Origin of the sequence: Streptomyces sp. NK15101, assembly GCF_020400725.1 — a bacterium.
Taxonomy (GTDB): domain Bacteria; phylum Actinomycetota; class Actinomycetes; order Streptomycetales; family Streptomycetaceae; genus Streptomyces.
In genome coordinates, this window is record NZ_JAINVG010000019.1 from 42,665 (window position 1) to 67,131 (window position 24,467).

At 74.5% G+C, this 24,467-nt stretch carries 20 protein-coding genes; 7 read left to right on the plus strand and 13 right to left on the minus strand.

Going from position 1 to position 24,467, the window contains the following annotated elements; genetic code table 11:
• Window positions 1-5 precede the first annotated feature (5 nt).
• The gene (locus K7G60_RS13365) at window positions 6-1,646 is read right to left on the minus strand and encodes a DNA repair helicase XPB (protein WP_225801089.1); all 1,641 of its coding nucleotides are present in this window, start codon (window positions 1,644-1,646) and stop codon (window positions 6-8) included.
• A gap of 225 nt (window positions 1,647-1,871) precedes the next feature.
• Here K7G60_RS13365 and K7G60_RS13370 point away from each other — a divergent pair, with 225 nt between their 5' ends.
• Entirely contained in the window at window positions 1,872-2,168 is a 297-nt protein-coding gene (locus K7G60_RS13370) for a hypothetical protein (protein ID WP_225801090.1), read from the plus strand.
• Between the two features lie 9 nt (window positions 2,169-2,177).
• Here the strand turns inward: K7G60_RS13370 and K7G60_RS13375 are convergent, their stop codons facing one another.
• On the minus strand, window positions 2,178-4,757 hold the full coding sequence (locus tag K7G60_RS13375) for a helicase C-terminal domain-containing protein (RefSeq protein ID WP_225801091.1): 2,580 nt from the start codon (window positions 4,755-4,757) through the stop codon (window positions 2,178-2,180).
• Window positions 4,758-4,829: 72 nt separating this feature from the next.
• Here K7G60_RS13375 and K7G60_RS13380 point away from each other — a divergent pair, with 72 nt between their 5' ends.
• A complete protein-coding gene (locus K7G60_RS13380; RefSeq protein ID WP_225801092.1) occupies window positions 4,830-5,885 on the plus strand; it encodes a hypothetical protein in 1,056 nt (351 codons plus the stop codon).
• Between the two features lie 558 nt (window positions 5,886-6,443).
• Here the strand turns inward: K7G60_RS13380 and K7G60_RS13385 are convergent.
• The 3 genes from K7G60_RS13385 to K7G60_RS13395 are packed head-to-tail and all read right to left on the minus strand — an operon-like array spanning window position 6,444 to window position 9,306.
• Window positions 6,444-7,250, minus strand: coding sequence for an ABC transporter ATP-binding protein (locus tag K7G60_RS13385; protein ID WP_225801093.1), 807 nt, complete (start codon window positions 7,248-7,250; stop codon window positions 6,444-6,446).
• Complete coding sequence (locus tag K7G60_RS13390) at window positions 7,247-8,305, minus strand: iron chelate uptake ABC transporter family permease subunit (protein ID WP_225801094.1); 1,059 nt, start codon at window positions 8,303-8,305, stop codon at window positions 7,247-7,249. Before K7G60_RS13390 ends, K7G60_RS13385 begins: the two co-directional genes overlap by 4 nt.
• Window positions 8,302-9,306 carry an iron ABC transporter permease gene (locus K7G60_RS13395; protein ID WP_225801095.1) on the minus strand — a complete coding sequence of 335 codons (1,005 nt, stop codon included), beginning with the start codon at window positions 9,304-9,306 and terminating at the stop codon, window positions 8,302-8,304. The genes K7G60_RS13390 and K7G60_RS13395 overlap by 4 nt, the downstream gene beginning before the upstream one ends.
• A 100-nt stretch (window positions 9,307-9,406) precedes the next feature.
• Here K7G60_RS13395 and K7G60_RS13400 point away from each other — a divergent pair, with 100 nt between their 5' ends.
• Window positions 9,407-10,051 (plus strand): HAD family hydrolase, encoded by a 645-nt coding sequence (locus tag K7G60_RS13400; RefSeq protein WP_225801096.1) that lies wholly within the window; start codon window positions 9,407-9,409, stop codon window positions 10,049-10,051.
• Here the strand turns inward: K7G60_RS13400 and K7G60_RS13405 are convergent.
• Entirely contained in the window at window positions 10,039-10,317 is a 279-nt protein-coding gene (locus K7G60_RS13405; RefSeq protein WP_225801097.1) for a hypothetical protein, read from the minus strand. The two genes, K7G60_RS13400 and K7G60_RS13405, sit on opposite strands and share 13 nt — an antisense overlap.
• Window positions 10,318-10,460: 143 nt before the next feature.
• Here K7G60_RS13405 and K7G60_RS39165 point away from each other — a divergent pair, with 143 nt between their 5' ends.
• Window positions 10,461-10,844 carry a cold-shock protein gene (locus tag K7G60_RS39165; RefSeq protein WP_190157633.1) on the plus strand — a complete coding sequence of 128 codons (384 nt, stop codon included), beginning with the start codon at window positions 10,461-10,463 and terminating at the stop codon, window positions 10,842-10,844.
• Between the two features lie 67 nt (window positions 10,845-10,911).
• Here K7G60_RS39165 and K7G60_RS13415 read toward each other — a convergent pair whose 3' ends face one another.
• The 4 genes from K7G60_RS13415 to K7G60_RS13430 all read right to left on the minus strand — a co-directional run bounded on the left by K7G60_RS13415 (window position 10,912) and on the right by K7G60_RS13430 (window position 14,555).
• Window positions 10,912-11,766 carry a 1,4-dihydroxy-6-naphthoate synthase gene (locus K7G60_RS13415; RefSeq protein ID WP_225801098.1) on the minus strand — a complete coding sequence of 285 codons (855 nt, stop codon included), beginning with the start codon at window positions 11,764-11,766 and terminating at the stop codon, window positions 10,912-10,914.
• Entirely contained in the window at window positions 11,763-12,497 is a 735-nt protein-coding gene (locus tag K7G60_RS13420; RefSeq protein WP_225801099.1) for a futalosine hydrolase, read from the minus strand. The genes K7G60_RS13415 and K7G60_RS13420 overlap by 4 nt, the downstream gene beginning before the upstream one ends.
• Window positions 12,498-12,504: 7 nt before the next feature.
• Entirely contained in the window at window positions 12,505-12,984 is a 480-nt protein-coding gene (locus K7G60_RS13425; protein WP_225801100.1) for a DUF2771 domain-containing protein, read from the minus strand.
• Window positions 12,985-13,157: 173 nt separating this feature from the next.
• Window positions 13,158-14,555, minus strand: a complete 1,398-nt coding sequence (locus K7G60_RS13430; protein ID WP_225801101.1) for an MFS transporter — start codon at window positions 14,553-14,555, stop codon at window positions 13,158-13,160.
• A 382-nt stretch (window positions 14,556-14,937) separates the two neighbouring features.
• Here K7G60_RS13430 and K7G60_RS13435 point away from each other — a divergent pair, with 382 nt between their 5' ends.
• Window positions 14,938-15,867: a DUF3027 domain-containing protein gene (locus K7G60_RS13435; RefSeq protein ID WP_190157628.1), complete on the plus strand. Its 930-nt coding sequence runs from the start codon at window positions 14,938-14,940 to the stop codon at window positions 15,865-15,867.
• A gap of 626 nt (window positions 15,868-16,493) precedes the next feature.
• Entirely contained in the window at window positions 16,494-19,637 is a 3,144-nt protein-coding gene (locus tag K7G60_RS13440) for a sacsin N-terminal ATP-binding-like domain-containing protein (RefSeq protein ID WP_225801137.1), read from the plus strand.
• 76 nt (window positions 19,638-19,713) lie between these two features.
• Here K7G60_RS13440 and K7G60_RS13445 read toward each other — a convergent pair whose 3' ends face one another.
• Together K7G60_RS13445 and K7G60_RS13450 are read right to left on the minus strand one after the other, a co-directional pair.
• A complete protein-coding gene (locus K7G60_RS13445) occupies window positions 19,714-22,134 on the minus strand; it encodes an HAD-IC family P-type ATPase (RefSeq protein ID WP_225801102.1) in 2,421 nt (806 codons plus the stop codon).
• Between the two features lie 85 nt (window positions 22,135-22,219).
• Window positions 22,220-22,504, minus strand: coding sequence for a DUF2530 domain-containing protein (locus tag K7G60_RS13450; protein WP_225801103.1), 285 nt, complete (start codon window positions 22,502-22,504; stop codon window positions 22,220-22,222).
• Between the two features lie 151 nt (window positions 22,505-22,655).
• Between K7G60_RS13450 and K7G60_RS13455 the strand changes: the two genes are divergently transcribed.
• Entirely contained in the window at window positions 22,656-24,101 is a 1,446-nt protein-coding gene (locus K7G60_RS13455; RefSeq protein ID WP_225801104.1) for an NCS2 family permease, read from the plus strand.
• Here the strand turns inward: K7G60_RS13455 and K7G60_RS13460 are convergent.
• Window positions 24,071-24,298: a hypothetical protein gene (locus K7G60_RS13460; protein ID WP_030693585.1), complete on the minus strand. Its 228-nt coding sequence runs from the start codon at window positions 24,296-24,298 to the stop codon at window positions 24,071-24,073. The two genes, K7G60_RS13455 and K7G60_RS13460, sit on opposite strands and share 31 nt — an antisense overlap.
• Window positions 24,299-24,467: the final 169 nt, after the last annotated feature.

Sequence of the window (24,467 nt, forward strand, 5' to 3'; positions counted from 1 at the left end):
CAGGACTAGGGCGCGAGCAGCTCGTCCGCGTCCACGATCCGGTACGCGTAGCCCTGCTCCGCCAGGAACCGCTGGCGGTGGGCCGCGAAGTCCTGGTCGATCGTGTCCCGCGCGACCACCGAGTAGAAGTGCGCCTGGTGACCGTCCGCCTTCGGCCGCAGCACCCGGCCCAGGCGCTGCGCTTCCTCCTGGCGGGAGCCGAAGGTGCCCGACACCTGGATCGCGACCGTCGCCTCCGGCAGGTCGATCGAGAAGTTCGCGACCTTCGACACCACGAGCACGTTGATCTCGCCGTTGCGGAACGCGTCGAAGAGCCGCTCCCGCTCCTTGTTCGACGTCTCGCCCTTGATCACCGGCGCGTCCAGGTGCTCGCCGAGCTCGTCCAGCTGGTCGATGTACTGCCCGATGACGAGGATCTGCTGCCCGGCGAACTTCCGCACCAGGGCCTCCGTCACCTTCCGCTTCGTCGCCGTCGTCGCGCAGAAGCGGTACTTCTCCTCCGCCTCGGCCGTCGCGTAAGCGAGCCGCTCCGAGTCGGTCAGGTTCACCCGCACCTCGACGCAGTCGGCGGGCGCGATGTACCCCTGCGCCTCGATCTCCTTCCACGGCGCGTCGAACCGCTTCGGCCCGATCAGCGAGAACACGTCGGACTCCCGGCCGTCCTCCCGCACGAGGGTCGCGGTCAGCCCGAGCCGTCGCCGCGCCTGCAGATCGGCGGTGAACTTGAAGACCGGCGCGGGCAGCAGGTGCACCTCGTCGTAGACGATGAGCCCCCAGTCCCGGGAGTCGAAGAGCTCCAGGTGCGGGTAGACGCCCTTCCGCCGGGTGGTGAGCACCTGGTACGTCGCGATGGTGACCGGCCGGATCTCCTTGCGCGCACCGCTGTACTCGCCGATCTCGTCCTCGGTCAGCGAGGTCCGCTTCACCAGCTCGTGCTTCCACTGCCGCGCGGAGACCGTGTTGGTGACGAGGATCAGCGTCGTCGCCTTCGCCTGGGCCATCGCCCCGGCCCCGACCAGCGTCTTGCCCGCCCCGCAGGGCAGCACGACGACACCGGAGCCGCCGTGCCAGAAGCCGTCGACGGCCTGCTTCTGGTACGGGCGCAGCGACCATCCGTCCTCGGCGAGGTCGATCCGGTGCGCCTCCCCGTCCACGTACCCGGCGAGGTCCTCGGCCGGCCAGCCCAGCTTCAGCAGCGTCTGCTTGATCTGCCCCCGCTCGGAGGGGTGCACGGCCACGGTGTCCGCGTCGATCCGCTGCCCGACCAGCGGCTGCACCTTCCTCGACCGGAGGATCTCCTCCAGGACGGGCCGGTCGGTCGTGGTCAGCACGAGCCCGTGCGTGGGGTGCTTGGAGAGCGTGAGCCGTCCGTACCGGGCCATCGTCTCGGCGATGTCGACGAGCAGCGCGTGCGGCACGGGGTACCGCGAGTACTCGACGAGCGCGTCGACGACCTGCTCGGCGTCGTGCCCGGCGGCCCGCGCGTTCCACAGCCCCAGCGGGGTCACCCGGTAGGTGTGGATGTGCTCCGGCGCCCGCTCCAGCTCCGCGAACGGCGCGATGGCCCGACGACAGGCCTCGGCGAGCTCGTGGTCGACCTCCAGGAGCAGCGTCTTGTCGCTCTGGACGATGAGTGGCCCATTCACTTGAGAATCAGGTCCTTCCCGGGCCGCTCCGGCGACGGCCAATCCTCCAGTCTGCCTGATCCGGGGCCGGTACGGGACGGTCGTCGACGCGACGCCCACCGCCGCGGCGGCGTCGGCATGAGTATCCGGCACATGCCGGATGAGTAGGCGTACGGATGGACGGGACCGGCCGGCGACGGTGGGATGAGGGGCATGCCACCGATCCCCGGGGCCGGGAAGCAGTCCGTGTCCGCTTCCGACGCCGCCGCGCACGACCCCGACTGGTGGGCGGCGGTGACGACCGGGGCCCTCGGCGGGCCGCTGCTCGTGCTGCTCGTCGGGAGCGGGGCCGGTCTGCTGTCCGCGCACCCGGCCGTGATCGCCGCCTGCCTGCTGCTGCCGGTCCTGGTGGCGCTCCCCGTCTGGTTCCTCGCGCGCACCCTGCGCCGGCGGACGCTCCGGCGGGTCCTCGCGGGGCTCGCGTGCGCCGTCGGCCTCGCCTGCCCCGCGCTGGCCCGCGTCGTCGAGGGGGTGCTCCCCTGAGGAGCGGGATCACACCTGGTCGTCCGCCAGTTCCGCCACGCCCGTGATCCGGTGCAGGGGATACGTGCGGACCTCGTCGGCCGTGTGGTCGTAGCCCGTCACGAAGCCGCCCTCGACGCGGACCGGGGCGATGACGCGCTGGCTCGCCGTGCCCTCCGCGTTGACGTAGCCGATCCACACTGCCGAACCCGTCATCGCCGCCGCCTGCACCGTCGCCAGGGTCTCGGCCGCCGAGGTGCGGGGGAGCCCGCCCGCCGACGCCACGGGCGCCGCCGGCTCCTTCCGTACCGCCGTCGCCGCCCGGTCGCCCGCCCGGATCGCCTTCACCGCCGCGCCGAGCAGGGTCGTGTCGGGGGCCGGCGGGCCGTCCGGGACGGGCACGGGGGCCGTACGGGCGGGCGTGCGGTACGCGTCGGCGCGGGTCACCAGGACGTCGCCCTCGGCGGACTCGGCGGCCGGGGCGTACCCCATCGCCCGCAGCCCTTCCAGCAGCGACGCCGGGTCCGCCTGCGCGGCGAGCACCGTCGGCGCGAGACGGCGCAGGCCCAGGGCGGCGGAGCGCCGGTCGGCCAGGATCTCGCCGAGGACGGCGTCGTCGTCGCAGCGCACGTACGCGGAGGCCGCCCCGATCCGCAGGTGGCCGTGCCTCCTGGCCACGTCGTCGATCAGGTACGCGAGCGGCTGCGGCACCGGCGTCCGGGAGTGCGCGGCCAGGAAGTCGTGCAGGTCGGATGCCGACCGCCCGGCGTCGAGCGCGCGCCGCACGGAACCGGGCGTGAACCGGTACACCGTCGCGCCACCCTTCGATTCCACGTCCGCCAGGACCGCGAGCGCGTCGGCCAGCGGCCGCCGCAGCGGCCCGGGCGCGACGGCCGTCAGGTCGGCCTGGAGCAGCACGTGGTCGACGGCCTCCGGCAGCAGCGGCGCGAGCAGGGTCGCCGCCCGCCCGGCGGCCACCGACAGCTCGACCCGCCCGCCGTGGTCGGTGGGCGTCGCGGCCTCCGCGAGCGGCAGGTTGAGCAGCGCCCGGGCGTGGGCCGCGAGCGCGCCCCGGCCCGTGAGCCCGAGCAGCTCGGCCTCGGCGAGCGTCCACCGCGCGAGCCGGGACCGCAGGTCGCCGTGGACCTCGGGGGCGGGGGCCTCGTCCGCCCCGGCCGCCGCCTGCGGCGCGCGCGGCGGGGCCGGCTGCGCGGCGCCCCGCGGCGGCCGCTCCCAGCGCAGCCGGGCGAACACCGTCTCGGGGTCCGCCGCGGCGCCCGGCGGCAAGGTCGCGAGGAGCTCCAGGACCCGGTGGCGGACCTCCGGCGCGGGCGCGCGGTCCAGGTCCGGTCCGAGGGCGGCGAGCGTGCGGCCCTTCGCGTCCTGGCCGCCCACCAGCCCGGCGGTGCGGGTCGCCACGAGCCAGGGCGCGACGAGCCGCGCCCAGCGCTCGGCGGGCGGCAGGTCGAGCCAGTCGTCGTACGCGGGCGTCGGCGCGTACCGCTCGTCCGCCTCCCCGTCCGAGGCGAGCAGTCCCGCCCCGAAGCACAGCTCCAGCCAGAACGCGGCGACCTGCTCCGTCACGTCCAGGGCCGCCGCCGTCCGCTTGAGGTCCCGCACGGACATCCCGCCCGCCCGCAGCACCTGGGGGCCGCCCTGGTCCCAGGACTTCAGCAGCTCCTCGACGGTCGCGAGCGTCGCGTACGCCTGCCCGGCGGCGGCGCTGTCCACCACCTGGGGACGGTAGTCGCGCGCCGCCTCCACCACCGGCGCCACCGGCTCCGGCGTCCGGTGCGCCCGCCCGCCCCGCAGGTGCAGCGCCACCTCGCGCGGCAGCACCATCGTCCGCGCCGACACCGGCAGCAGCAGTCCCCGGTCGCGCAGCCAGCGCACCGGAGGCGCCGGGTTCGCCGTCACCTCGCCGTACGGCGGACCCCACACCAGCCGGTCCAGGACGGAGAGGGCCTCGGGGGAGGCCCCGTCGAGGAGCGCGCCCATCCGCGCCCGGTCGGTGAACAGCTCCGTGAGGGCCGCCACCGCCGACACCGGATCGTGCGTGGCGGCCAGCCCGGCCGTCGCGATGATCTCCTGCACCCGGCCCGGCGACATCCCCGCCGTCGCCTCCGCGACCGTCGGTCCCAGCCCGGTCGGCGACGGGTGCTGCGGCGAGGGCGCGAGCAGCTCCCGCGCGGTCCGCACGAGCCGCAGCCGGTCGTCCTCGCCCCACACGAGGGCCTGCTCGCGCAGCAGCGCCACCGCGCCCGGCAGCGCCGCCTCGATCTCCGGATCGCCCTCGTCGCCGGTGAGCAGCGCGAGGAGCACGGGGTACGGGGCGGGGTCCGGGGCGACGGCCAGCGCTTCGGCCGTCTGGAGGGCGAACCGGTCGAGCCGCTCCAGGGCCCGCACCACCGAACCGCGCGTGCCCGCGCGGGTCGCCAGCTGCGTCAGGTCGTTCGGTACGGGGCTCAGCAGGTCCGGGCGGGCGCGCAGCAGCGCGGCGAGCCCTTCGTCGCCCCGCGCGCGCAGCGCCTCCGCGAGCGTGCGCGGCGCCGCGCCGGCGCTGGTTACCTCGGGCACGTGCGCCTCCCGGTCGAGCTCACCGATCCCCATCCGGACCACGTTAGCCGCTGTCCAGGCGCTAACGTCGGGCCGTACCGGGTGGACCGGCCGTGGAGGGGCACCGTGGGGATCGAGAGCGACCAGTTGGTCTACGACTATCTGAGCCGGGTCGGCGATCTGGCACAGCAGCGGCAACTGCCGGCGAGCGACCGGATGAAGCTCGTGTCCGGACTGCGCAGCGAGATCGACCGCCGGCGCGCCACGCACGGCGAGGAGAGCCCCGCGGCGGTGCGGGGCATCCTCGGCGCCCTGGGCACCCCGGACGAGGTCGTGGACCGAGCGGGCCCCCCGGCCGGGGGGCCGCTGCGGAAGCCGAGGGCGACTGCGGGCGCGTCGGGCACCGGGGTGTCGGGCCGCGAGGGGTCGGACGCCGGAGTGTCGGACGGTGGGGGGTCGGGCCGCGGGGGGTCGAGCGGTGAGGCGTCGGGCCCCGGGGCGTCGGGCCCCGGCGTGTCGGGCCCCGCGATCCCCGCTCAGGACCGCCGCGGTCCCGACGGCCGAGGCCTCGGCGGTGCGGCGGACTGGTGGCGGGCGGAGGCCGACGGCGCCGGCGACACCGCCGACGTCGCCGACACCGACGGCGGGTTCCTGGGCTTCGTCGGCGGCATCGAGCGCCCGGACCTCTTCGCGCCGCCCGCCCCGGCGGAGGACGAGGACGACGGGGCCGAGGAGCCCCCGCCGGGGAAGGCCCGCCGCCTGGCGCGCCTCCTCCGGCTCCGCAAGGCCGGGGCTCCGGCCGCGGCTCCCGAGGAGGCGGAACCGGCGGCCGCGTCCCGCCCCCGCCTCGCGAACCCCTCCGTCCTGCTCGCCGCGCTGCTCCTGCTCGGCGGCGCCGTCTTCGGTTCGCTGGTCGCCCTCGCGGCGGGCTGGCTCCTCGCGTACACCTCCCGCCGGCTGACCCCGGCCGAGGCCAAGGGCGCCGTCCTGGTGATCCCCGGCCTCGCCGCCGCGAGCGGGGCCGTCTGGCTCTGGGGGCGCGTCGAGGGCCGCTGGGGCGAGGCGGTGGCGTCGGGCGGGGAGGCGATGGGGGCGGCGGTCTCCGAGACCTGGCCCTGGGTCCTCCGGGGTGCGGCCGTCGCCTCGTCCCTCTTCCTCCTCTGGCGCTCCCGCAAGCACTGACCCCCCGCTGCCGGGCCCCCACCGGTCCGGGCCGCCCCCGACAGTCCGGCGCCCCGCCCGTACGGGCCCACCCCTGCTGGACGCCGCCCCGCCCGTACGGACGCCGCGCCCTGCCGGGCGGTCCCCCGCCGTGTGGGGCCTGCACCCGGCGGGGCGGCGCCCACCCCGCCACCTGCCGTATGGGCAGTCGTCCCGCTGGGGCGGGACGGGTGGGCACACGGGACGGCTCCCATAGCGGCGCCCCCGCGTTCCGCGCCTGGACCCGCACCCCGTGTGCGCCGCACCGGTGGTGGCCGTTCAGGCGCGGGAGCCTGGGCCCGGCAAGGGGCGCCGTTCCGTTGTGCCCACCCTCCCCCAAGCTCTCGGCTCCGCTCGAGCAGGGGGGACCCCCTTGCCCCGGCGGAACGACCGCCCACAACGGGGTAGGCGCCGTCCCGCAGTGCTCGGGCCCCGGCGCGGGGACCGGAAGCGTGTCCACGGGCCCGGGAAGCGCGCCCAAGGTCCGGAAGCGTGCCCGCCGGGCCTGGAAGCGGGCCCGCGGGGCCGGGTGGGCCCGGGTCAGGCGGGGGGATGGGCCTCCGCGTGCCACGGTGCCCCCGGCACCACCAGCGGCGACCCCGTCACCGGGTCCGGGACGACGACCGAGGAGAGCCCGAAGACGTCCCGCACGAGGGACTCCGTGACGATCTCCGACGGCGGCCCCTCCGCGACCACCCGCCCCGCCTTCATGGCGACGAGGTGGTCGGCGTACCGGGCGGCCTGGTTCAGGTCGTGGAGGACGAGGACGACGGTCCGGCCGCGCAGCCGGTTGAGGCGGCGGACCAGGTCGAGGACCTCCACCTGGTGGGAGATGTCCAGATAGGTGGTGGGCTCGTCGAGGAGGAGCAGGTCGGTCTCCTGGGCGAGGGCCATCGCGATCCACACCCGCTGCCGCTGTCCGCCCGAGAGCGCGTCGACGGACCGGTCGGCGAGCGCGGCGACGTCCGTGCGTTCCATGGCGTCGGCGACGGCCCGCTCGTCCTCCTCGGACCACTGCTTCCACCAGGCCTGGTGGGGCTGGCGGCCCCGGGACACCAGGTCGGCGACGGTGATGGCCTCGGGCGCGACGGGGGTCTGCGGCAGCAGGCCGATGGAGCGGGCGATCTGCTTCGTCGGCAGCTTCGCCAGCGACTCCCCGTCGAGGAGGACCGCGCCGCCCGCCGGCTTCAGCAGCCGCCCGAGCGCCCGCAGCGTCGTGGACTTGCCGCAGGCGTTGGGGCCGACGATGACGGTCACCTTGCCGTCGGGGACCGCGAGGTCGAGCTCCTCGACGACGGTCCGGTCCTCGTAGGCGAGCGTCAGCCCGCGGGTCTGCAGCCTGTTCACGTCTTGCCTCCAACGGCTCGGCTCCGGACGACGAGCCAGATCAGGTACGGGGCGCCGACCGCCGCCGTGAGGACGCCCACGGGCAGCTCGACGGGGGAGAGGAGCCGTCGGCCGAGCAGGTCGGCGACGACCACGATCACCGCGCCGGTGAGCGCGGAGCAGAGCAGCGGGATCTGCGCCGTCCGGGTGGTGCGGCGGGCGATCTGCGGGGCGAGCAGGGCCACGAAGTCGACCGGGCCCGCGACGCCCGTCGCCACCGAGGCGAGGACGACGCCGACGGCGACGAGCCCGAGCCGGACTCCGCCGAGCCGTGCGCCGAGCGCGGTCGCCGTGTCGTCGTCCAGGGAGACGGTCCGCTGGGCGCGGGCGGCCCACAGCACGGCGGGCAGCAGGAGGAGCAGCGTCCAGCGGATCGGCAGGGACTCGTCCCAGCCGCGCCCGTTGAGGGAGCCGGTCATCCAGATCTGGGCCTGCTGGGCGACGAGGTAGTCGCCCTTCGTCATGAAGAGGGTGATGAGGGAGCGCAGGGCGATCGCGATGCCGATGCCGATGAGCACGAAGCGGGTCGCGTGCAGTCCGCCGCGCCAGGCGAAGGCGTACACGAGGGCGGCGGCGAGGACGCCGCCCGCGACGGAGACGTACGGCAGGACGGTGTACGAGGTGAGGCCGAAGGTCATCGCGGCGACGGTGACGGCTCCGGCGCCCTGGCTGATGCCGATGACGTCGGGGCTGGCGAGCGGGTTGCGGGCGACGGTCTGGACGAGGCCCCCCGCGATGCCGAAGGCGGCGCCGACGGCGAGGGCGACGACGAGCCGGGGTTCGCGCAGCTCCTCGACGACGAACGCGGACGGTGACGGCCGGCCCAGGAGGATCCGTACGACTTCGCCGGGCGCGACGGACCTCTCGCCGACGCAGAGGTACGCGACGCAGGCGGTGGCCAGGAGGATCAGGAGGCCGCCGGCGACGAGGGCGGAGCGCCGGTGGACGAGGAAGGACGCCCGCCCGGCACGGACGAGCCCGTACCCGGCGGGCCGGGCCCGGAGAGGGACGCTCATGCCGGCACCGCCTTCCTGCGTACGAGCGCGACCAGGAACGGCACCCCGATCAGGGCGGTCGTCACCCCGGCCGGGACCTCGCCCGGCGGGAAGACGATCCGGCCGGCGACGTCGGCGGTGAGCAGCATCACCGGGCCGACGAGCGCGGCCATCGGCAGCACCCAGCGGTGGTCGGAGCCGACGATCGCGCGGGCGACGTGGGGGACGGCGAGGCCGACGAAGGCGACGGGTCCTGCGGCGGCGACGGCCGCGCCGGTGAGGACGGTCGCGCCGAGTCCGCCCACGATCCGTACGGTCGCGACGCGCTGTCCGAGGCCCTTGGCGACGTCCTCGCCGAGCGCGAGCGCGTCGAGGCCGCGCGCCACGGAGACGACGAGGACGGCGCCGAGCAGCAGGAAGGGCCAGATCCGGCCGACGATCTCGGTGTCGCGTCCGTCGAGGGAGCCGATCTGCCAGAACCGGAACTCGTCGAGGGCCGAGGCCCTGGTCGTGAGGACGCCGGTGGTGACGGAGAGCAGCAGCGCGTTGATCGCGGCCCCGCCGAGCGCCAGTTTCACGGGCGTGGCCCCGCCGCGTCCGGCGGAGGCGATCGCGTGGACGGCGACCGAGGCGAGGGCGGCGCCGGCGAAGGCGAACCACACGTAGCCGCTGAGCTCGTGCACGCCGAGGAAGGCGATGGCGAGGACGACGGCGACGGAGGAGCCCTGGCTGATGCCGAGGATGCCGGGGTCGGCGATCGGGTTGCGGGTGATGCCCTGGAGGGCGGTGCCGGCGAGCGCGAGGGCGGCGCCGACCATCAGTCCGATGAGGGTGCGGGGGACGCGGAGCTGCCGGACGACCTCGGCGTCGTCGCCGGTGGCGCCGTGCAGGAGGGCGTCGAGGACGGTGGAGGGCGCGACGGGGCGGGCGCCGACGGCGAGGCTGAGGAGGGCGGCGAGGAACAGGGCGACGAGGGCCGCCGAGGTCGCGAGGACCCGTCTGGTACGGAAAGCGGCTGGCATCGGGACCCATCGGCGGAGTGCAGGTTTGGTTAGGCTCACCTCAGTTTAGGTGGCGCCGATATTCGAACACCCGGGCCCCTGTCACCCCGACAATGGAGCCATGACAACCGCGCCGCCCACGTCCACGAACCCGCCCGCGAACCCGCTCACCGTCGGCTTCGACCTCGACCTGACCCTGCTCGACACCCGTCCGGGCATCAGGGCCGCCTTCGTCGCCTTCTCCGCCGAGACGGGCGTCCCGATCGACGCCGACCTCGTGGTGAGCCGCCTCGGGCCGCCCCTGGAGCAGGAGATCGCGCACTGGTTCCCGGCGGAACACGTCACGGAGATGACCGCCCGCTACCGGGCGCTCTACCCGTCGTACGCGATCGAGCCCACGGTCCCGATGCCGGGCGCCCGGGACGCGATCGAGGCCGTGCGCGAGGCGGGCGGCCGCACGATCGTCGTCACCGCGAAGAACGGCCCGCACGCCGAGCTGCACCTCGCCCACCTCGGCATCGAGCCCGACGCGGTCGCCGGCGGCCTGTGGGCCGAGGGCAAGGCGGAGGCCCTGCGCGCGCACGGCGCCGGGGTGTACGTCGGCGACCACGTGGGCGACGTCCGGGGCGCCGCCACCGCGGGCGCGTACTCGGTGGCCGTCGCGACCGGCCCCTGCCCCGCCGAGGAGCTGGCGGCGGCCGGCGCGGACGTCGTCCTGACGGACCTGACGGACTTCCGTGCCTGGTGGGAGGGCTACCGCGGCTGAGCCGGAACGGCCGAAGCCTGCCGGGCCTGCCGCCGCTGGGCCGCGACCGACCGCAGGAGCCCGGCGGCGGCGACGAGGAATCCGACCCCCATCAGCATCGACACGAGGTACGCGACGGTGGGGAACGGGTCCGTCCCGAGGAACAGCGGGGCCACGGTGACCAGCGTCGCGACCGCGCCGACCGCGAACAGGATCACACCGGCCTTGACCAGTCCGTCACCCGGGGCACTGTCGTCCACCGGCACGGCGGGGGTTTCACTACGCATCCGGCCAGGGTAGTTCCCAGGCCGGAGGAACACGTCGGCGGCGTCTTGTCACCGGCCTCCTGACCATTAGCCTGGTGCCGGCGGGTCGGTCGACGACCCGCCGTTTGCCATCCCCATCGACGAGGACGAGGACGAGGACAGACGTGCCTACCGGCAAGGTCAAATGGTTCAACAGCGAGAAGGGCTTCGGCTTTCTCTCCCGCGACGACGGCGGCGACGTCTTCGTGCACTCGTCGGTGCTCCCTGCCGGAGTCGACGCCCTGAAGCCGGGGCAGCGGGTGGAGTTCGGGGTCGTCGCCGGTCAGCGTGGCGACCAGGCGCTGTCCGTCACGGTCCTCGACCCGACCCCGTCCGTCGCCGCGGCACAGCGCCGCAAGCCCGACGAGCTGGCGTCCATCGTGCAGGACCTGACGACGCTCCTGGAGAACATCACGCCGATGCTGGAGCGCGGCCGCTACCCGGAGAAGGCGGCGGGCAAGAAGATCGCCGGCCTGCTGCGCGCGGTCGCCGACCAGCTGGACGTCTAGTCCTTCGGCCGCCCTCGCACCGCTTCGCGGGCTTCGGGCGGCTGCCGGACCCCGTCCGGCGCCCCCGTCAGGGGAACCGCAGCGCGTCCGGGCCGAGGGGCGGCACGAGTCCCTCGGCCGCGGCGCGCGTGAGCAGCCCGCGGACCGCCGCGTAGCCGTGCTCGCCGAGGTCGGCCGTGAACTCGTTCACGTAGAGACCGATGTGCTGGTCGGCCACCTTCGGGTCCATCTCCTGGGCGTGCTCCAGGACGTACGGCCGGGAGGCGGCGGGGTCGTCCCAGGCCATCCGCACCGACGCGCGGGCGGACTCGGCGAGCAGCTCCAGGGTCTCGGCGCCCAGCGATCGGCGGGCGACGATCGCGCCCAGCGGGATCGGGAGCCCGGTCGTGGACTCCCAGTGCTCGCCCATGTCGGCGAGGCAGTGCAGCCCGTAGTTCTTGTAGGTGAAGCGGGCCTCGTGGATGACGAGCCCCGCGTCCACCTTCCCGTCCCGCACGGCGGGCATGATCTCGTGGAACGGCATCACGACGACCTCGCCGACGCCGCCGGGCACCGTCTCGGCCGCCCACAGCCGGAACAGCAGGTACGCGGTGGACCGCTCGCTCGGCACCGCGACGGTCCTCCCGGCCAGATCGGTGCCGGACGCGGCGTCCCGGGTGAGCACCAGCGGGCCGCAGCCGCGGCCCAGGGCGCCGCCGCAGGGCAGCAGGGCGTACTCGTCGAGGATCCACGGCAGCACGGCGTACGACACCTTCAGGACGTCGTGCGTGTCGGTGCCGCCCTCCGCCCAGCCGTTGGTGACGTCGATGTCCGCGAAGGTCACGTCGAGCCGGGGCGCGCCCGGGACCCGGCCGTGCGCCCAGGCGTCGAAGACGAAGGTGTCGTTCGGGCAGGGCGAGTAGGCGATCTTCAGCTTGGTCACGACGGCTCCCACGGCTCCACGAAGACGGTTCTGCTGAGCAGCCCGAAGGTGACCTCGAGGGCGCCCAGGGCCTCCCCGATGCGCCAGGCGGCGCGGTCGCGCGGACCGACGGCGTTCGACACGGCCCGGATCTCGACGGCCGGCACGCCGTACGCGGCGGCGGCCTCGGCGACGCCGAAGCCCTCCATCGCCTCGGCGGCGGCCGTCGGGTGGCGCTCCGCGAGCTCGGCGGCGCGACGGGCGGTGCCGGTGACGGTGGAGACGGTGAGGACGGGGGCGAGGACGCACGGCGGGCCCCCGGCGTCCAGGGCGGCGGCGATCCGCTTGGCCGGCCCCTCGGGCACGGGGTGGACGGAGCGGCCGAAGCCGAGCTCCTCGACGGCGAGGTACCCGTCCGGGGTCTCGGCCCCGAGGTCGGCGGCGACGATCGCCGAGGAGACGACGACGGACCCGACCGGTGCGACGGGCCGGAACCCGCCGGCGATCCCGGCGGAGACGACGAGGTCGTAGCCGCTCCCGGCCAGGGACCCGTACGCCAGGGCCGTCGCCGTCGCGGCGGCGACGGCCGCGGGGCCGACCCCGCCGACGAGGACGTCGACGCGGCCCTCGTGACGGCGCAGACCGAGCCCGCCCGGCAGCGGGAGGAGATCGGGACGGCCGGGGCCGAGGCCGGCGGTGACGGAGTCCGCCTCCGCCGCCACGGCCGTCACGATCAGGATCCGGTGGACCACCGGCGGATCAGGATTCCTTCTTCAGCTGGAAGTGCCAGATGCCGGTCAGCTTCTTGCCGGTGTTCTCGACGATGGTCACCTGGGTCTTGTCGGTGGACTCGCCGGTCTGGCTGGAGAAGAAGGCGCTGGCCGGGATGGTCCGGTACGTCTTCTTGTACGGCTCGGGCTCGGCCTGCTGGCCGCCGAGGAAGATCGTCCAGCCGTGGTCCGCGATCTCCGGGTCCACGCCGAAGCGGATCTTGTCGTCCGTGGAGACCGTGATGGTCTTCTCGGCCTTCTTGTTGAGGCACTGCTGGATCTGCGACTCCTTGATGGCGTCGCCGTCGTTGTAGCAGGCGGCCTCGGAGTTCACCGAGTCGGTCCCGACCGTCAGGGTCGCGAGCGGAGTCGGCTTGTCGCAGGCGGAGAGTACGAGGAGCCCGGCGGAGACGGCCCCGAGGGCGACGGCGGCCCGGCGGCGCGAGCCGGAGAAGAACGCAACGGTCATGGGCCGAAGGCTATCGGGCCGCCGCGCCCGCGCCACGCGGGGGTACGGCGTGCCGCCACGGCGTACCGCTTCGTACGGAGTGTCCCGGGGCCGGGTGCGGGGGCGTCCGGGGCTCGGCACGGGGCCGTCCGGGAGCTCGGCGCGGGGCGTCCTGGGCTTGGTACGGGGCCGTCCTAGGGCACTTTCGCCCTGGGGCGGCCCTTGGGGCCCGGGCGGCTGCGGGCCGCGGTGAGGAGGCCGCGGACGGAGAGGAGCGCGCCCAGGCCCAGGATCGCGGCGGCGACGGACATGCCGAGGGTGCCGTTCAGGGGCAGGGCGATGCCGATCCCGCCGCCCACCACCCACGCCATCTGCAGGGCCGTCTCGGAACGGGCGAACGCCGAGGTCCGCACCAGCTCCGGCACGTCCCGCTGGATCAGCGCGTCCAGCGACAGCTTCGACAGGGCCTGGGTGAGCCCCGCGACCGCGCCGAGGACGGCGACCATGAGCCCGCCGAAGAAGACGGCCGTGCAGACGGCCGTCCCGAACACCACGCTGATCATCGTGGCGATGATCACCTCTGGCCCGTGGCCCCGGTCCCGCAGCAGCGAGCCGACGGCCGTACCGCAGGCGTTCCCCGTGCCCGCCGCCACGCCCACGATCCCCAGGGAGACGGCGGCGCTCTGCCCCGACAGCGGATGCTCGCGCAGCAGGAACGCCAGGAAGAAGATCAGGAAACCGGACAGCATGCGCTGCGCGGCGTTCGCCTCCAGACCGTTCAGCACCGACGGCCCCACCGTCCGCAGGCTCGGCTTCTTCTCGCCGTGGGTCAGCAGGTGCGCCCGCCGCTCGCCCTTCGCGGAGTCCACCTTGTGCGGCATCCGCAGCGCCCAGAACGTCCCCAGCAGGAACAGGCAGCACGCCCCGTACAGCGGCCAGCCCGGCCCGACCATCTGCAGCCCCGCCCCCACGGGCGCGGCGATGCCGGTGGCGAGCAGCCCGGCGAGCGTGACCCGGGAGTTCGCCTTCACGAGCGAGAAGTCCGGCGGCAGGAGCCGGGGCACGACGGCGCTGCGGACCACCCCGTACGCCTTGGAGGCCACGAGGACGCCGAGCGCCGCGGGATACAGCTCCAGACCGCCCGTCGCCACCGCCCCCGACATCATGATCGCGAGGACCGCGCGGGTCAGCATCGCGCCCGCCATCGCCGCGCGCCGCCCGTGCGGGATCCGGTCCAGGAGGGGACCGATCACGGGGGCGAGGAGGGTGAAGGGGGCCATCGTGATGGCGAGGTAGAGCGCGACGCGGCCGCGGGCCTCGTCGGTCGGCACGGAGAAGAAGACGGTGGAGGCGAGGGCGACGGTGATCATGACGTCGCCGGCGCCGTTCACGGCGTGCAGCTCGATCAGCTTCCCGAGCCCCGACTCACCCGCGCCGTGCGCGTGAGTGGCCTTCCGGATGCCCCTCGCGGTGCCGGTGAACGGCAGGTGCAGGGCACGCCCGACCTTCCGGCCCGCTCGGCGGAGCGGCCCGGCGGGATCATGCGATCGTACGGGGGACCGCGCGGCTGCCACTCCGTCATAGTGCCCCACGGGCGCGTCCGACGAACCGTGGCACGACGGGGGACCCCGCGAGAGGGCCCGTCGCGGGCGGACGTGGCGCGGGACGACCGCCCGCCCGGCGGCGCCCGGGGCAACTTCCGTCGCCCGCGATCCCGGCCACTTGGGACGGGCAGGTGGGCGGAGGCCCGCGAACGGGGTAGCGTGCGTAGCGCGTCACCGGCGGAAGCTCTCGGCCGCGCGCCTCTTCGGCATCCCGCAGAATGGATGACGTTAGGTGTGCCCGAGACGCGCGAGACAAGTCGGGTGCGGACGTCGATGCGGCCCCCTGGTCCGCTCCGCCCGCCGCCCGTGCCTTCGCTCCCGCCCCTCGGCCGGCGCACCCGTGAGACGGCGTAGGAGAGAAGCGAGACCTGTGAGTGCTGCGACGACGCGAAGCGGTACCCCGCGTACCCCGCGAGCCACGCGTACCCCCGACCGCCTGTGCGCGGAGGCCGTAGACCTCGCGCGGGAGGCCGCCGAGGAGGCGGCCGCGCCAGGGATCGTGGGCGCGCACGTCGAGGTCGTCGCGGAGGGCGACCGGGTCGTCACGCACTTCTTCGAGTCCAAGGAGCCCGGCTACCGGGGCTGGCGCTGGGCGGTGACCGTCACCCGCGCCTCCCGCGCCAAGAACGTCACGCTTGACGAAACCGTCCTGCTGCCCGGCGCGGACGCGCTCCTCGCCCCGGAGTGGGTGCCGTGGAGCGAGCGGCTGCGGCCCGGCGACATGGGCCCCGGCGACCTCCTCCCCACGGAGCAGGACGACCTGCGCCTGGAGCCCGGCTACTCGGGCGAGGACGCGCCGCCGCCGAACTCCGTCGTCTCGGAGGAGATGGAGGAGCACCTCGACGAGGAGGACGCGGAGCTCACGTCGCGCACCCCGTCGCGCGGGGCCATCGCCGCGGTCGCCGAGGAGCTCGGCATGCGCCGGGCGCGGGTCCTCTCGCGGTACGGGCTGCACGTGGCGGCGGACCGCTGGGACGAGGCGTTCGGAGCGAAGACCCCGATGGCGCAGGCGGCGCCCGCCTCGTGCGAGTCCTGCGCGTTCCTGGTGCCGCTGGCGGGCTCCCTGAAGCAGGCCTTCGGCATCTGCGCGAACGAGTTCTCGCCGGCGGACGGGCGGGTCGTGTCCCTCGCGTACGGCTGCGGGGGGCACTCGGAGGCCGCGGTCATGCCGAAGCCGCCGCGGCCGGCGCCGCCGGTGCTGGACTCCATGGCCGCGGACGAGTTCCCCCTCCGGCCGGCGAAGGACTCGGGCTCCACGACGGAACCGGACGCGGCGTCGGAAGACCTGGGCCACTCGTAACACCCCGCCCGCGGGCACGCCCCTGCTGGGCGGCGCCCCGCCGCGCGGACTCGCGCCCGGCTGGGCGGTGCCCCCGCCCCCCGCCCGTGTGGGCAATCGTCCCGCTGGGCGGGACGGGTGGGCACACGGGACGGCGCCCTTCAGCGGCGCCTCCGCGTTCCGCGCCTGGACCCGCACCACCAGGGAGCCGTGCACGGGGCGCGGGTCCAGGCCCATGAGCCTCGGGCGCCGGCAAGGGCGCCGTTCCGTTGTGCCCACCCTCCCCCAAGCTCTCGGCTCCGCTCGAGCAGGGGGGACCCCCTTGCCCCAGCGGAACGACTGCCCACAACGGGGCGCGGGTGGGCGCCGCCCCGGCGGAACGACCGCCCACAACGGGGCGCGGCCCACAACGGAGCGCCCCCGGGCCACCAGAGGCGTGGCGCCCGGCGGACGGCCCCGGCCCGGCGAGGGCGCGGTGCTCGGCGGGTGCCCCGGGCACCGGGAGCGCGGCGCTCGGCAGGGGAGCGTCGGCGACCCCGCGCGCCCCCGGCCGTGACCGTGCCCCCGCGCTCCCCACCCCGCGCCGCACGGTACCTTCGGGCCCCGGGCTCAATGGTCCGGGAACGACCGCCCCGCAGAACCGCAGACTGGAGTCAGACGTGAGCGTCAGCGTCCGGACGACGACCGACGGAACCGATCCCTTCGGCACCGCACGGCTGCGGCGGGGAGTGCTCGACGCCTGGGGCGCCAGCCCCGCCCGGTTCCGGGAGGACGCCAACGCCGAGGAGGACCTCGCGCTCGGCGGCTACCGCGACCGCCTCGTCGTCGAGCTGGCCCAGAACGCCGCCGACGCCGCCCACCGCGCCGGCGTCACGGGCCGCCTCCGGCTGACCCTGCACCCCGCCGACCCCGAGGGCCCCGCCGTCCTCGCCGCGGCGAACACCGGCGCCCCGCTGGACGCCGCCGGCGCCGAGTCGCTGTCCACCCTCCGCGCCTCCGCCAAGAGGGAGCAGGCGCACGGTGCCGTCGGCCGCTTCGGCGTCGGCTTCGCCGCCGTCCTCGCCGTCTCCGACGAGCCCGCCATTCTGGGCCGTCACGGCGGCGTCCGCTGGTCCCTCGCGGAGGCGCGGGAACTGGCCGCCGAGGCCGCCCGGTACAGCCCGGGCCTCGGCGACGAACTGCGCCGCCGAGACGGCCACGTACCGCTGCTGCGACTGCCGCTGCCCGCCGAGGGCACCGCCCCGGAGGGCTACGACACCGTCGTCGTCCTCCCGATGCGCGACGCGGCCGCCGAGGACCTGGCCGAGCGCCTCCTCGCCTCCGTCGACGACGCCCTGCTCCTCACCCTTCCGGGTCTCGCCGAGATCGTCGTGGAGACGACCGAAGGGGTACGGACCCTCCGCCGCTCCGAGGACGACGGCTACGTCCGCATCGACGACTCCGCGACCGGCGGCCACCGCTGGCGGACCGTCACCCACGGCGGCCCGATCGAGCCCGAGCTCCTCAAGGACCGCCCGGTCGAGGAGCGCCTGCGCCCGCACTGGTCCGTCACCTGGGCCGTGCCCGTGGACGCCGAGGGCGCCCCCCGCTACCCGCGTACGACCCCGGTCGTGCACGCCCCCACGCCCACCGACGAGCCGCTCGGCATCCCGGCGCTCCTCATCGCGTCCCTCCCGCTGGACACCGCCCGGCGGCACCCGGCGCCGGGGCCGCTCACCGACTTCCTGGTGCAGCGCGCGGCCGACGCGTACGCCGAACTGCTCTCCGACTGGGACCCGGTGACGACCGCCACCCTCGACCTCGTGCCCGGGCCGCTCGGCAAGGGCCCGCTCGACGGGGCGCTGCGGGAGGCGATCCTGGACCGGCTGCCCAGGGTGGCGTTCCTGGCGCCCGCCGCGCCGTCCGAGGAGTTGCCCGCGCTCCGCCCGATCGAGGCGGAGGTCGTGGAGGGCGCGGGCGCGGAGACCGTCGAGGTCCTCGCCGAGGTGTTCCCGACGCTCCTGCCGGCCGGCCTGGAGCGGCGTCCCGAGCTGCGCACCCTCGGCATCGGCCGCGTACCGCTGACGGAGGCGATCGACCGCCTGGCGGGGGTGGACAGGGCGCCGACGTGGTGGTGGCGGCTGTACGACTCGCTCGCCGGCGTCGACCCGGACCGCCTGACGGGCCTGCCCGTGCCGCTCGCGGAGACCGCCGAGGGCAGCCGGATCCGTACGACGATCGGCCCCCGCCAGGTCCTCCTCCCGCAGGACCGCACCCCCGCCGAGTTGACCCGGCTCGGCCTGAAGGTGGCGCACCCGGAGGCGGCGCACCCGCTCCTGGAGAAGCTGGGGGCCCTGCCCGCCACGCCCCGCGCGGTCCTGACGACCCCGCAGGTGCGGGCGGCGGTCGCGGCCTCCCTCGACGCGGGGGAGATCTGGGACGAGGACGCCGACACCCTCGACGCGGAGGAGCTGGCCGAGACCGTCCTCGCGCTCGTCAGGGACGCGGAACTCGAACCGGGCGACGAGCCCTGGCTCGGTGCGCTCGCGCTCCCCGACGAGGACGGCGAGCTCGCCCCGGCGGGCGAACTCGTCCTGCCCGGCTCGCCCTTCGCGGCCGTGATGCGCGAGGACGAACTCGCCTTCGTCGACGGCGGCCTGGCCGCCCGCTGGGGCGAGCAGCCGCTCGCCGCGTGCGGGGTCCTGGCGAACTTCGCCCTGATCCGCGCGACCGATCTGGTCCTCGACCCGGACGAGATCGAGCCGCGCGAGGGCGACTATCCGGAGCCGGACGACGCGGGCCTGCTCGACGCGGTCGACGTCTGGTGCGAGGACGTCCTGGACCGCCTCCCGATGACCCCCGTGCCGCCCGTGGCGACGGAGATCGTGGCCGTACGGGACCTGGACCTGGTCGACGACGACTGCTGGCCCATGGCGCTCGCCCTCCTCGCGCAGCCGCCGCTCCGGGACGCCCTGACCCAGCCCGTACGGGTCCTCCTCCCGGACGGCACGACGGAGACCGTCCGCTCGTACACCGCCTGGTGGCTGCGCGACCACCCGGTCCTGGACGGCCGTCACCCGGCGGGCCTCCGCGCGGAGGGCTCGGACCCCCTGCTCTCCGGCCTGTACGACTCCGCCGACGCGACCGGCTTCGAGGACGAGCAGGTCCTCCGGGCCCTGGGCGTCCGCACCTCGGTCGCGGCGCTCCTCGACGAGCCGGGCGGCGCGGCGGAGCTGCTGACCCGTCTGGCGGACCCGTCGCGCGAGGTGACGGCCGTCCAGCTGCACGCCCTCTACACGGCCCTGGCGGACCTGGACCCCGAGCAGGTGACGCTCCCCGACGAGCTGCGGGCGGTCGTGGACGGCGCCCTGGTCGTGGTCGACGCCTCGGAGGCCCTGGTGGCGGACGCCCCCGACCTGCTCCCGCTGGCCGGCGGCCTCCCCCTCCTCCCGGTCTCCCCGTCCCGCGCCGCGGACCTGGCCGACCTCTTCCAGGTCCGCCGCCTGAGCGAGGCCGTCGAGGCCGAGGTGACGACGGTCGGCGAGGAGCACGAGGTCCCGCCCTCGGTCCACGCCCTCCTGGGTCCGGCCACCCCCGCCTCGTACATCGAGCACGAGGAGCTCCACGCCGGCGGCACCGAGCTCGACTGGCGCCGCACCCCCGACGGCGTCGTCCACGCCGCCACCCTGGAAGGCGTGGCGGCCGGCCTCGCCTGGGCGGCCGGCCAGTGGCCCCGCCGCTTCGAGGTGGCGGCCCTCCTGGAGGACCCGTCGAGGACGGCGGAACTGGCGAGGGACCGCTGGTTCGACTAGGCCCCGTCCGGAGGGAGGGCGGGGCGGGGCCTTTCGCCGGCGGCGGCTCGCGGAAGGCGGCAGCGCCCGGCCCCGCCTACGCCGGGAACCTCCGGTCCACCCACCGCCACGCGAACTCCAGCAGCGCCGCGCCCGCCGCCGCGACGGCCACCGCCGTCCACGGCATCGTCACGCCCACCAGTCTCAGGGCGAAGAAGTCCTGGAGCCAGGGGACGGCGAGGACCAGGAGGAAGGCGCCTCCCATGGCGGCGACCAGGGCGAGGCGCCACCAGGTGTAGGGGCGGGCGATGATCGCGAGGACCCACATGGAGACCAGGAAGAGCGTGAGGGTGGCCGCGCTGGTCTCGGCGCCCAGGGCGTCCGTGCCCGTGTAGTGGTGGCGGGCCAGGAGGTACGTCGTGAAGGTGGCCGCCGCCGCGATGACGCCGCCGGGGACCGCGTACCGCATGACCCGGCGTACGAAGTTCGGCCTGGCGCGTTCCTTGTTGGGGGCCAGCGCGAGGAAGAAGGCCGGCACGCCGATCGTGAGGGTGGAGAGCAGGGTCAGGTGCCGGGGGAGGAACGGGTACTCCACCTGGGAGCAGACCACCAGGATCGCCAGGAGGACCGAGTAGACCGTCTTCGTGAGGAAGAGGGTCGCCACGCGCGTGATGTTGCCGATGACCCGGCGGCCCTCCGCCACCACCGACGGGAGCGTCGCGAAGCTGTTGTTCAGCAGGACGATCTGGGCCACCGCCCTCGTCGCCTCCGAGCCCGAGCCCATCGAGACGCCGATGTCCGCGTCCTTCAGCGCGAGGACGTCGTTGACGCCGTCCCCCGTCATGGCGACGGTGTGGCCGTGGGACTGCAGCGCCGCCACCATGTCCCGTTTCTGCTGCGGCGAGACCCGGCCGAAGACCGCGTTCTCGTCCAGGACCTTCGCCATGTCCTCCCGGTCGGCGGGGAGCTTCCGGGCGTCCACGGTGTGCTCCGCGCCCGGCATGTCGAGCTTCGCGGCCACCGCGCCCACGGAGACCGCGTTGTCGCCGGAGACGACCTTGGTGGCGACCTGCTGGTCGGCGAAGTAGGCGAGGGTGTCGGCGGCGTCGGGGCGCAGCCGCTGTTCCAGGACGACGAGGGCGGTGGGGCGGGCGTCGGCGGTGACCTCGGGGGAGTCGAGCTCGTGGACCGTGCGGACGAGGAGGAGGACCCGCAGGCCCTGTTCGTTGAGGCGGTCGATCTCGGTGAGGGCCGGATCGTCCGGGCGCAGGAGGACGTCGGGGGCGCCCAGGAGCCAGGTCGAGTCCTCGCCGTCGCCCTCGCTGAACGACGCGCCGCTGTACTTGCGGGCCGAGGAGAACGGCAGGCTCTCCGTGCAGCGCCATTCGACGGTGTCCGGGTAGGCGTCCTTGATGGCCTGGAGGGAGGCGTTCGGGCGCGGGTCGGACTCGCCGAGGGCGCCGAGCACCTTCCGTACGTATCCCTCGTCGCTGCCGTCGAGGGGGCGCAGTTCCGTGACGTCCATGCCGCCTTCGGTGAGCGTGCCCGTCTTGTCGAGGCAGACGACGTCGACCCGGGCCAGGCCCTCGATCGCGGGCAGCTCCTGGACGAGGCACTGTCTGCGGCCGAGCCGGATCACCCCGACCGCGAAGGCGACGGAGGTGAGGAGGACGAGACCCTCGGGGATCATCGGGACGATGCCGCCGACCGTGCGGGCGACCGCCTGCTTGAAGGCGTCGTCCTTGACGACGAGCTGGCTGATGACGAGCCCGATCGCGGTCGGGACCATCATCCACGTCACGTACTTGAGGATCGTGGAGATGCCCGTGCGCAGCTCCGAGTGGACCAGGGTGAAGCGGGACGCCTCCTCGGCGAGCTGGGCGGCGTACGCCTCGCGGCCGACCTTGGTGGCGGTGAAGGCGCCGCCGCCGGCGACCACGAACGAGCCGGACATCATCGGGTCGCCGGGTCTCTTCACCACCGGGTCGGCCTCGCCCGTGAGCAGCGACTCGTCGATCTCCAGGCTGTCGGCCTCGGCCACCTCGCCGTCGACGACGACCTTGTCGCCCGGTCCGAGCTCGATGAGGTCGCCCAGGACGATCTCGGAGGTGGAGAGCTCGGCGGTCACGCCGTCGCGCCGGACGGTGGGTTTCGCCTCGCCGATGACGGCGAGCCCGTCGAGGGTCTTCTTGGCGCGGAGCTCCTGGATGATGCCGATGCCGGTGTTGGCGACGATCACGAAGCCGAAGAGGCTGTCCTGGATCGGCGCGACGATCAGCATGATCACCCACAGCACGCCGATGATCGCGTTGAAGCGGGTGAAGACGTTCGCGCGGACGATGTCGGTGGCCGAGCGGGAGCTGCGCAGGGGGACGTCGTTGACCTCCCCGCGCGCGACGCGCTCGGCGACCTCGGCGGAGGTGAGTCCGGCGACGCGGTGCACGACGGGCGGCTCCGCCGGCGTGGTCCCGGCGCCGGCCCGGCCGCCGTCCGTGTCGATCTTCGCCCGCTGAGTCATGTTTTCGACGGTACGACCGGATCCGGCCGTTCACCTGCCGAGCGGGGCGAACCGGAGTCAGGCGCCGGTGCGGGGCGAACCGGAGTCAGGCGCCGGGGTGGGCCTCCGGGGATTCCGCCGCCCGGGCCGCCGCGTGCCGCTTGATCGCCGCGTCCCGCTTCCGTACGTACCAGATGCCGATCAGGCCGAGGCCCGCTCCGGCCAGGCAGGTCCACACCCAGGAGGTGAGGCCCCGGTCGTCGAACCAGCCGTAGAAGGGGACCTGGACGACGAAGAGGACGAACCAGAGGATCGTTCCGCCGGTGATGGTGGCGACGACGGGCCCTTCGAGGGGCTCGGGTGCCTCGTGCTTCGGTGTCCACTTCGCCATGGGCCTCAGTCTAGGCCGCCCGTTTTCTCATCTACGCGCGGAGATAGACGCCCGCTCGTTCATGTGTTCATACTGAAACGGTTTGCCTCTGGCGGGTTCCATTCGTATGAACCGCCAAAAAAGGACTTTCTGCACTCCGAAGAGGAACCCCATGAGCTCCACGGCCACCGCCACGGCCACGCCCCCGGAGACCCCCGAGAAGCCCGTCTCCGGCCTCGACCGCTACTTCCGGATCTCCGAGCGAGGCTCCACCGTCGCCCGCGAGGTCCGCGGCGGCTTCGCCACCTTCTTCGCGATGGCCTACATCATCGTGCTGAACCCGATCATCCTCGGCAGCGCCAAGGACATGTACGGGCACCAGCTCGACAGCGGCCAGCTCGTCACCGCCACCGTCCTCACGGCGGCGTTCACGACCCTCCTCATGGGCGTCATCGGCAACGTCCCGATCGCCCTCGCCGCCGGCCTCGGCGTCAACACGGTCGTCGCGCTCCAGCTCGCGCCCAAGATGTCCTGGCCGGACGCCATGGGCATGGTCGTCCTCGCCGGCATCGTCGTGATGCTGCTCGTCGCGACCGGCCTGCGCGAGCGCGTCATGAACGCCGTCCCGGTCGGCCTGCGCAAGGGCATCGCGATCGGCATCGGCCTCTTCATCATGCTGATCGGCCTCGTCGACTCGGGCTTCGTCTCCCGCATCCCCGACGTCGCGCACACCACCGTCCCGCTCCAGCTCGGCGGCGACGGTCACCTCACCGGCTGGCCGGTCCTCGTCTTCATCCTGGGCACGCTCCTCACCCTCGCCCTGATCATCCGCAAGGTGCCGGGCGCGATCCTGATCTCGATCGTCGTCATGACGATCGTGGCCATGGTGATCAACGCGGTCGCGAAGGTCCCCTCCTGGGGCCTCACCACCCCGGAGTGGCCGGGCAACCCGGTCGCCTCGCCCGACTTCGGCCTGGTCGGCAAGGTCAGCCTCTTCGGCGGCTTCGACAAGGTCGGCCTCCTGACCGGCGTCCTCTTCGTCTTCACCGTCCTGCTGTCCTGCTTCTTCGACGCGATGGGCACGATCCTCGGCGTCGGCGACGAGGCCAAGCTGATCGACAAGGACGGCAACTTCCCCGGCATCAACAAGGTCCTCCTCGTCGACGGCCTGGCCGTCGCCTCCGGCGGTGCGACCTCCTCCTCGGCCACCACCTGCTTCGTGGAGTCCACGGCGGGCGTCGGCGAGGGCGCCCGTACGGGCCTCGCCTCGGTCGTGACCGGCGGTCTGTTCTCGGTGGCGCTGTTCCTCACGCCGCTCGCCACGATGGTCCCGTCGCAGGCGGCCACGCCCGCGCTGCTCGCGGTCGGCTTCCTGATCCTGGCCGGTTCGATCAAGGACATCGACTGGAGCGACTTCACCATCGCGGTGCCGGCGTTCCTGGCCATGCTGATGATGCCGTTCACGTACTCGATCACGAACGGCATCGGCATCGGCTTCATCGCGTTCAGCGTGCTGCGGCTCGCGGCCGGCCGGGGCCGTGAGGTCCCGGTGGCCATGTACGTCGTGTCGGCGGTCTTCGTCTTCTACTACGCGATGCCGGCGCTCGGCCTCACGTGATCACCGGTTCCGGCTCCGGGTGAGCCGTAGAACTTCTCCGTCTCGTCGACCGCGGTCTTGAACCGCTCGTCGAAATCCTCGCGAATGAGCGTCCGGGCCACATAGTCCTGGACGCTCATTCCTCTTTTCGCGGCGTGGCTCCTGAGCCGGTCGAGCAGCTCACCGTCGATGCGCAGGCTGAGCACTGTCGATCCCATGCCGTTCAGGGTCGGGGCAGCCGGGGCTTCTTTGCGTCACTTTCTGGATCCGACTCACTCATTTGGGTGATACATGGATGCCGAAGCGTGATCTGGCGTGCGCCGTGCTGCCGCGCTCAGGGGTCCCACGGGCCTCAGGAGCGTCACGGAGTCCGCGGGTGTGATCCGT

What these genes read in the sequence shown, in the direction of transcription:
- K7G60_RS13400 (WP_225801096.1), top strand. Translation starts at nt 9,407, where the DNA reads ATGACAACCGCGCCGCCCACGTCCACGAACCCGCCCGCGAACCCGCTC.
- K7G60_RS13425 (WP_225801100.1), bottom strand. Translation starts at nt 12,984, where the DNA reads ATGACCGTTGCGTTCTTCTCCGGCTCGCGCCGCCGGGCCGCCGTCGCC.
- K7G60_RS13460 (WP_030693585.1), bottom strand. Translation starts at nt 24,298, where the DNA reads ATGGGATCGACAGTGCTCAGCCTGCGCATCGACGGTGAGCTGCTCGAC.
- K7G60_RS13445 (WP_225801102.1), bottom strand. Translation starts at nt 22,134, where the DNA reads ATGACTCAGCGGGCGAAGATCGACACGGACGGCGGCCGGGCCGGCGCC.
- K7G60_RS13450 (WP_225801103.1), bottom strand. Translation starts at nt 22,504, where the DNA reads ATGGCGAAGTGGACACCGAAGCACGAGGCACCCGAGCCCCTCGAAGGG.
- K7G60_RS13375 (WP_225801091.1), bottom strand. Translation starts at nt 4,757, where the DNA reads ATGGGGATCGGTGAGCTCGACCGGGAGGCGCACGTGCCCGAGGTAACC.
- K7G60_RS13405 (WP_225801097.1), bottom strand. Translation starts at nt 10,317, where the DNA reads ATGCGTAGTGAAACCCCCGCCGTGCCGGTGGACGACAGTGCCCCGGGT.
- K7G60_RS13390 (WP_225801094.1), bottom strand. Translation starts at nt 8,305, where the DNA reads ATGAGCGTCCCTCTCCGGGCCCGGCCCGCCGGGTACGGGCTCGTCCGT.
- K7G60_RS13455 (WP_225801104.1), top strand. Translation starts at nt 22,656, where the DNA reads ATGAGCTCCACGGCCACCGCCACGGCCACGCCCCCGGAGACCCCCGAG.
- K7G60_RS13395 (WP_225801095.1), bottom strand. Translation starts at nt 9,306, where the DNA reads ATGCCAGCCGCTTTCCGTACCAGACGGGTCCTCGCGACCTCGGCGGCC.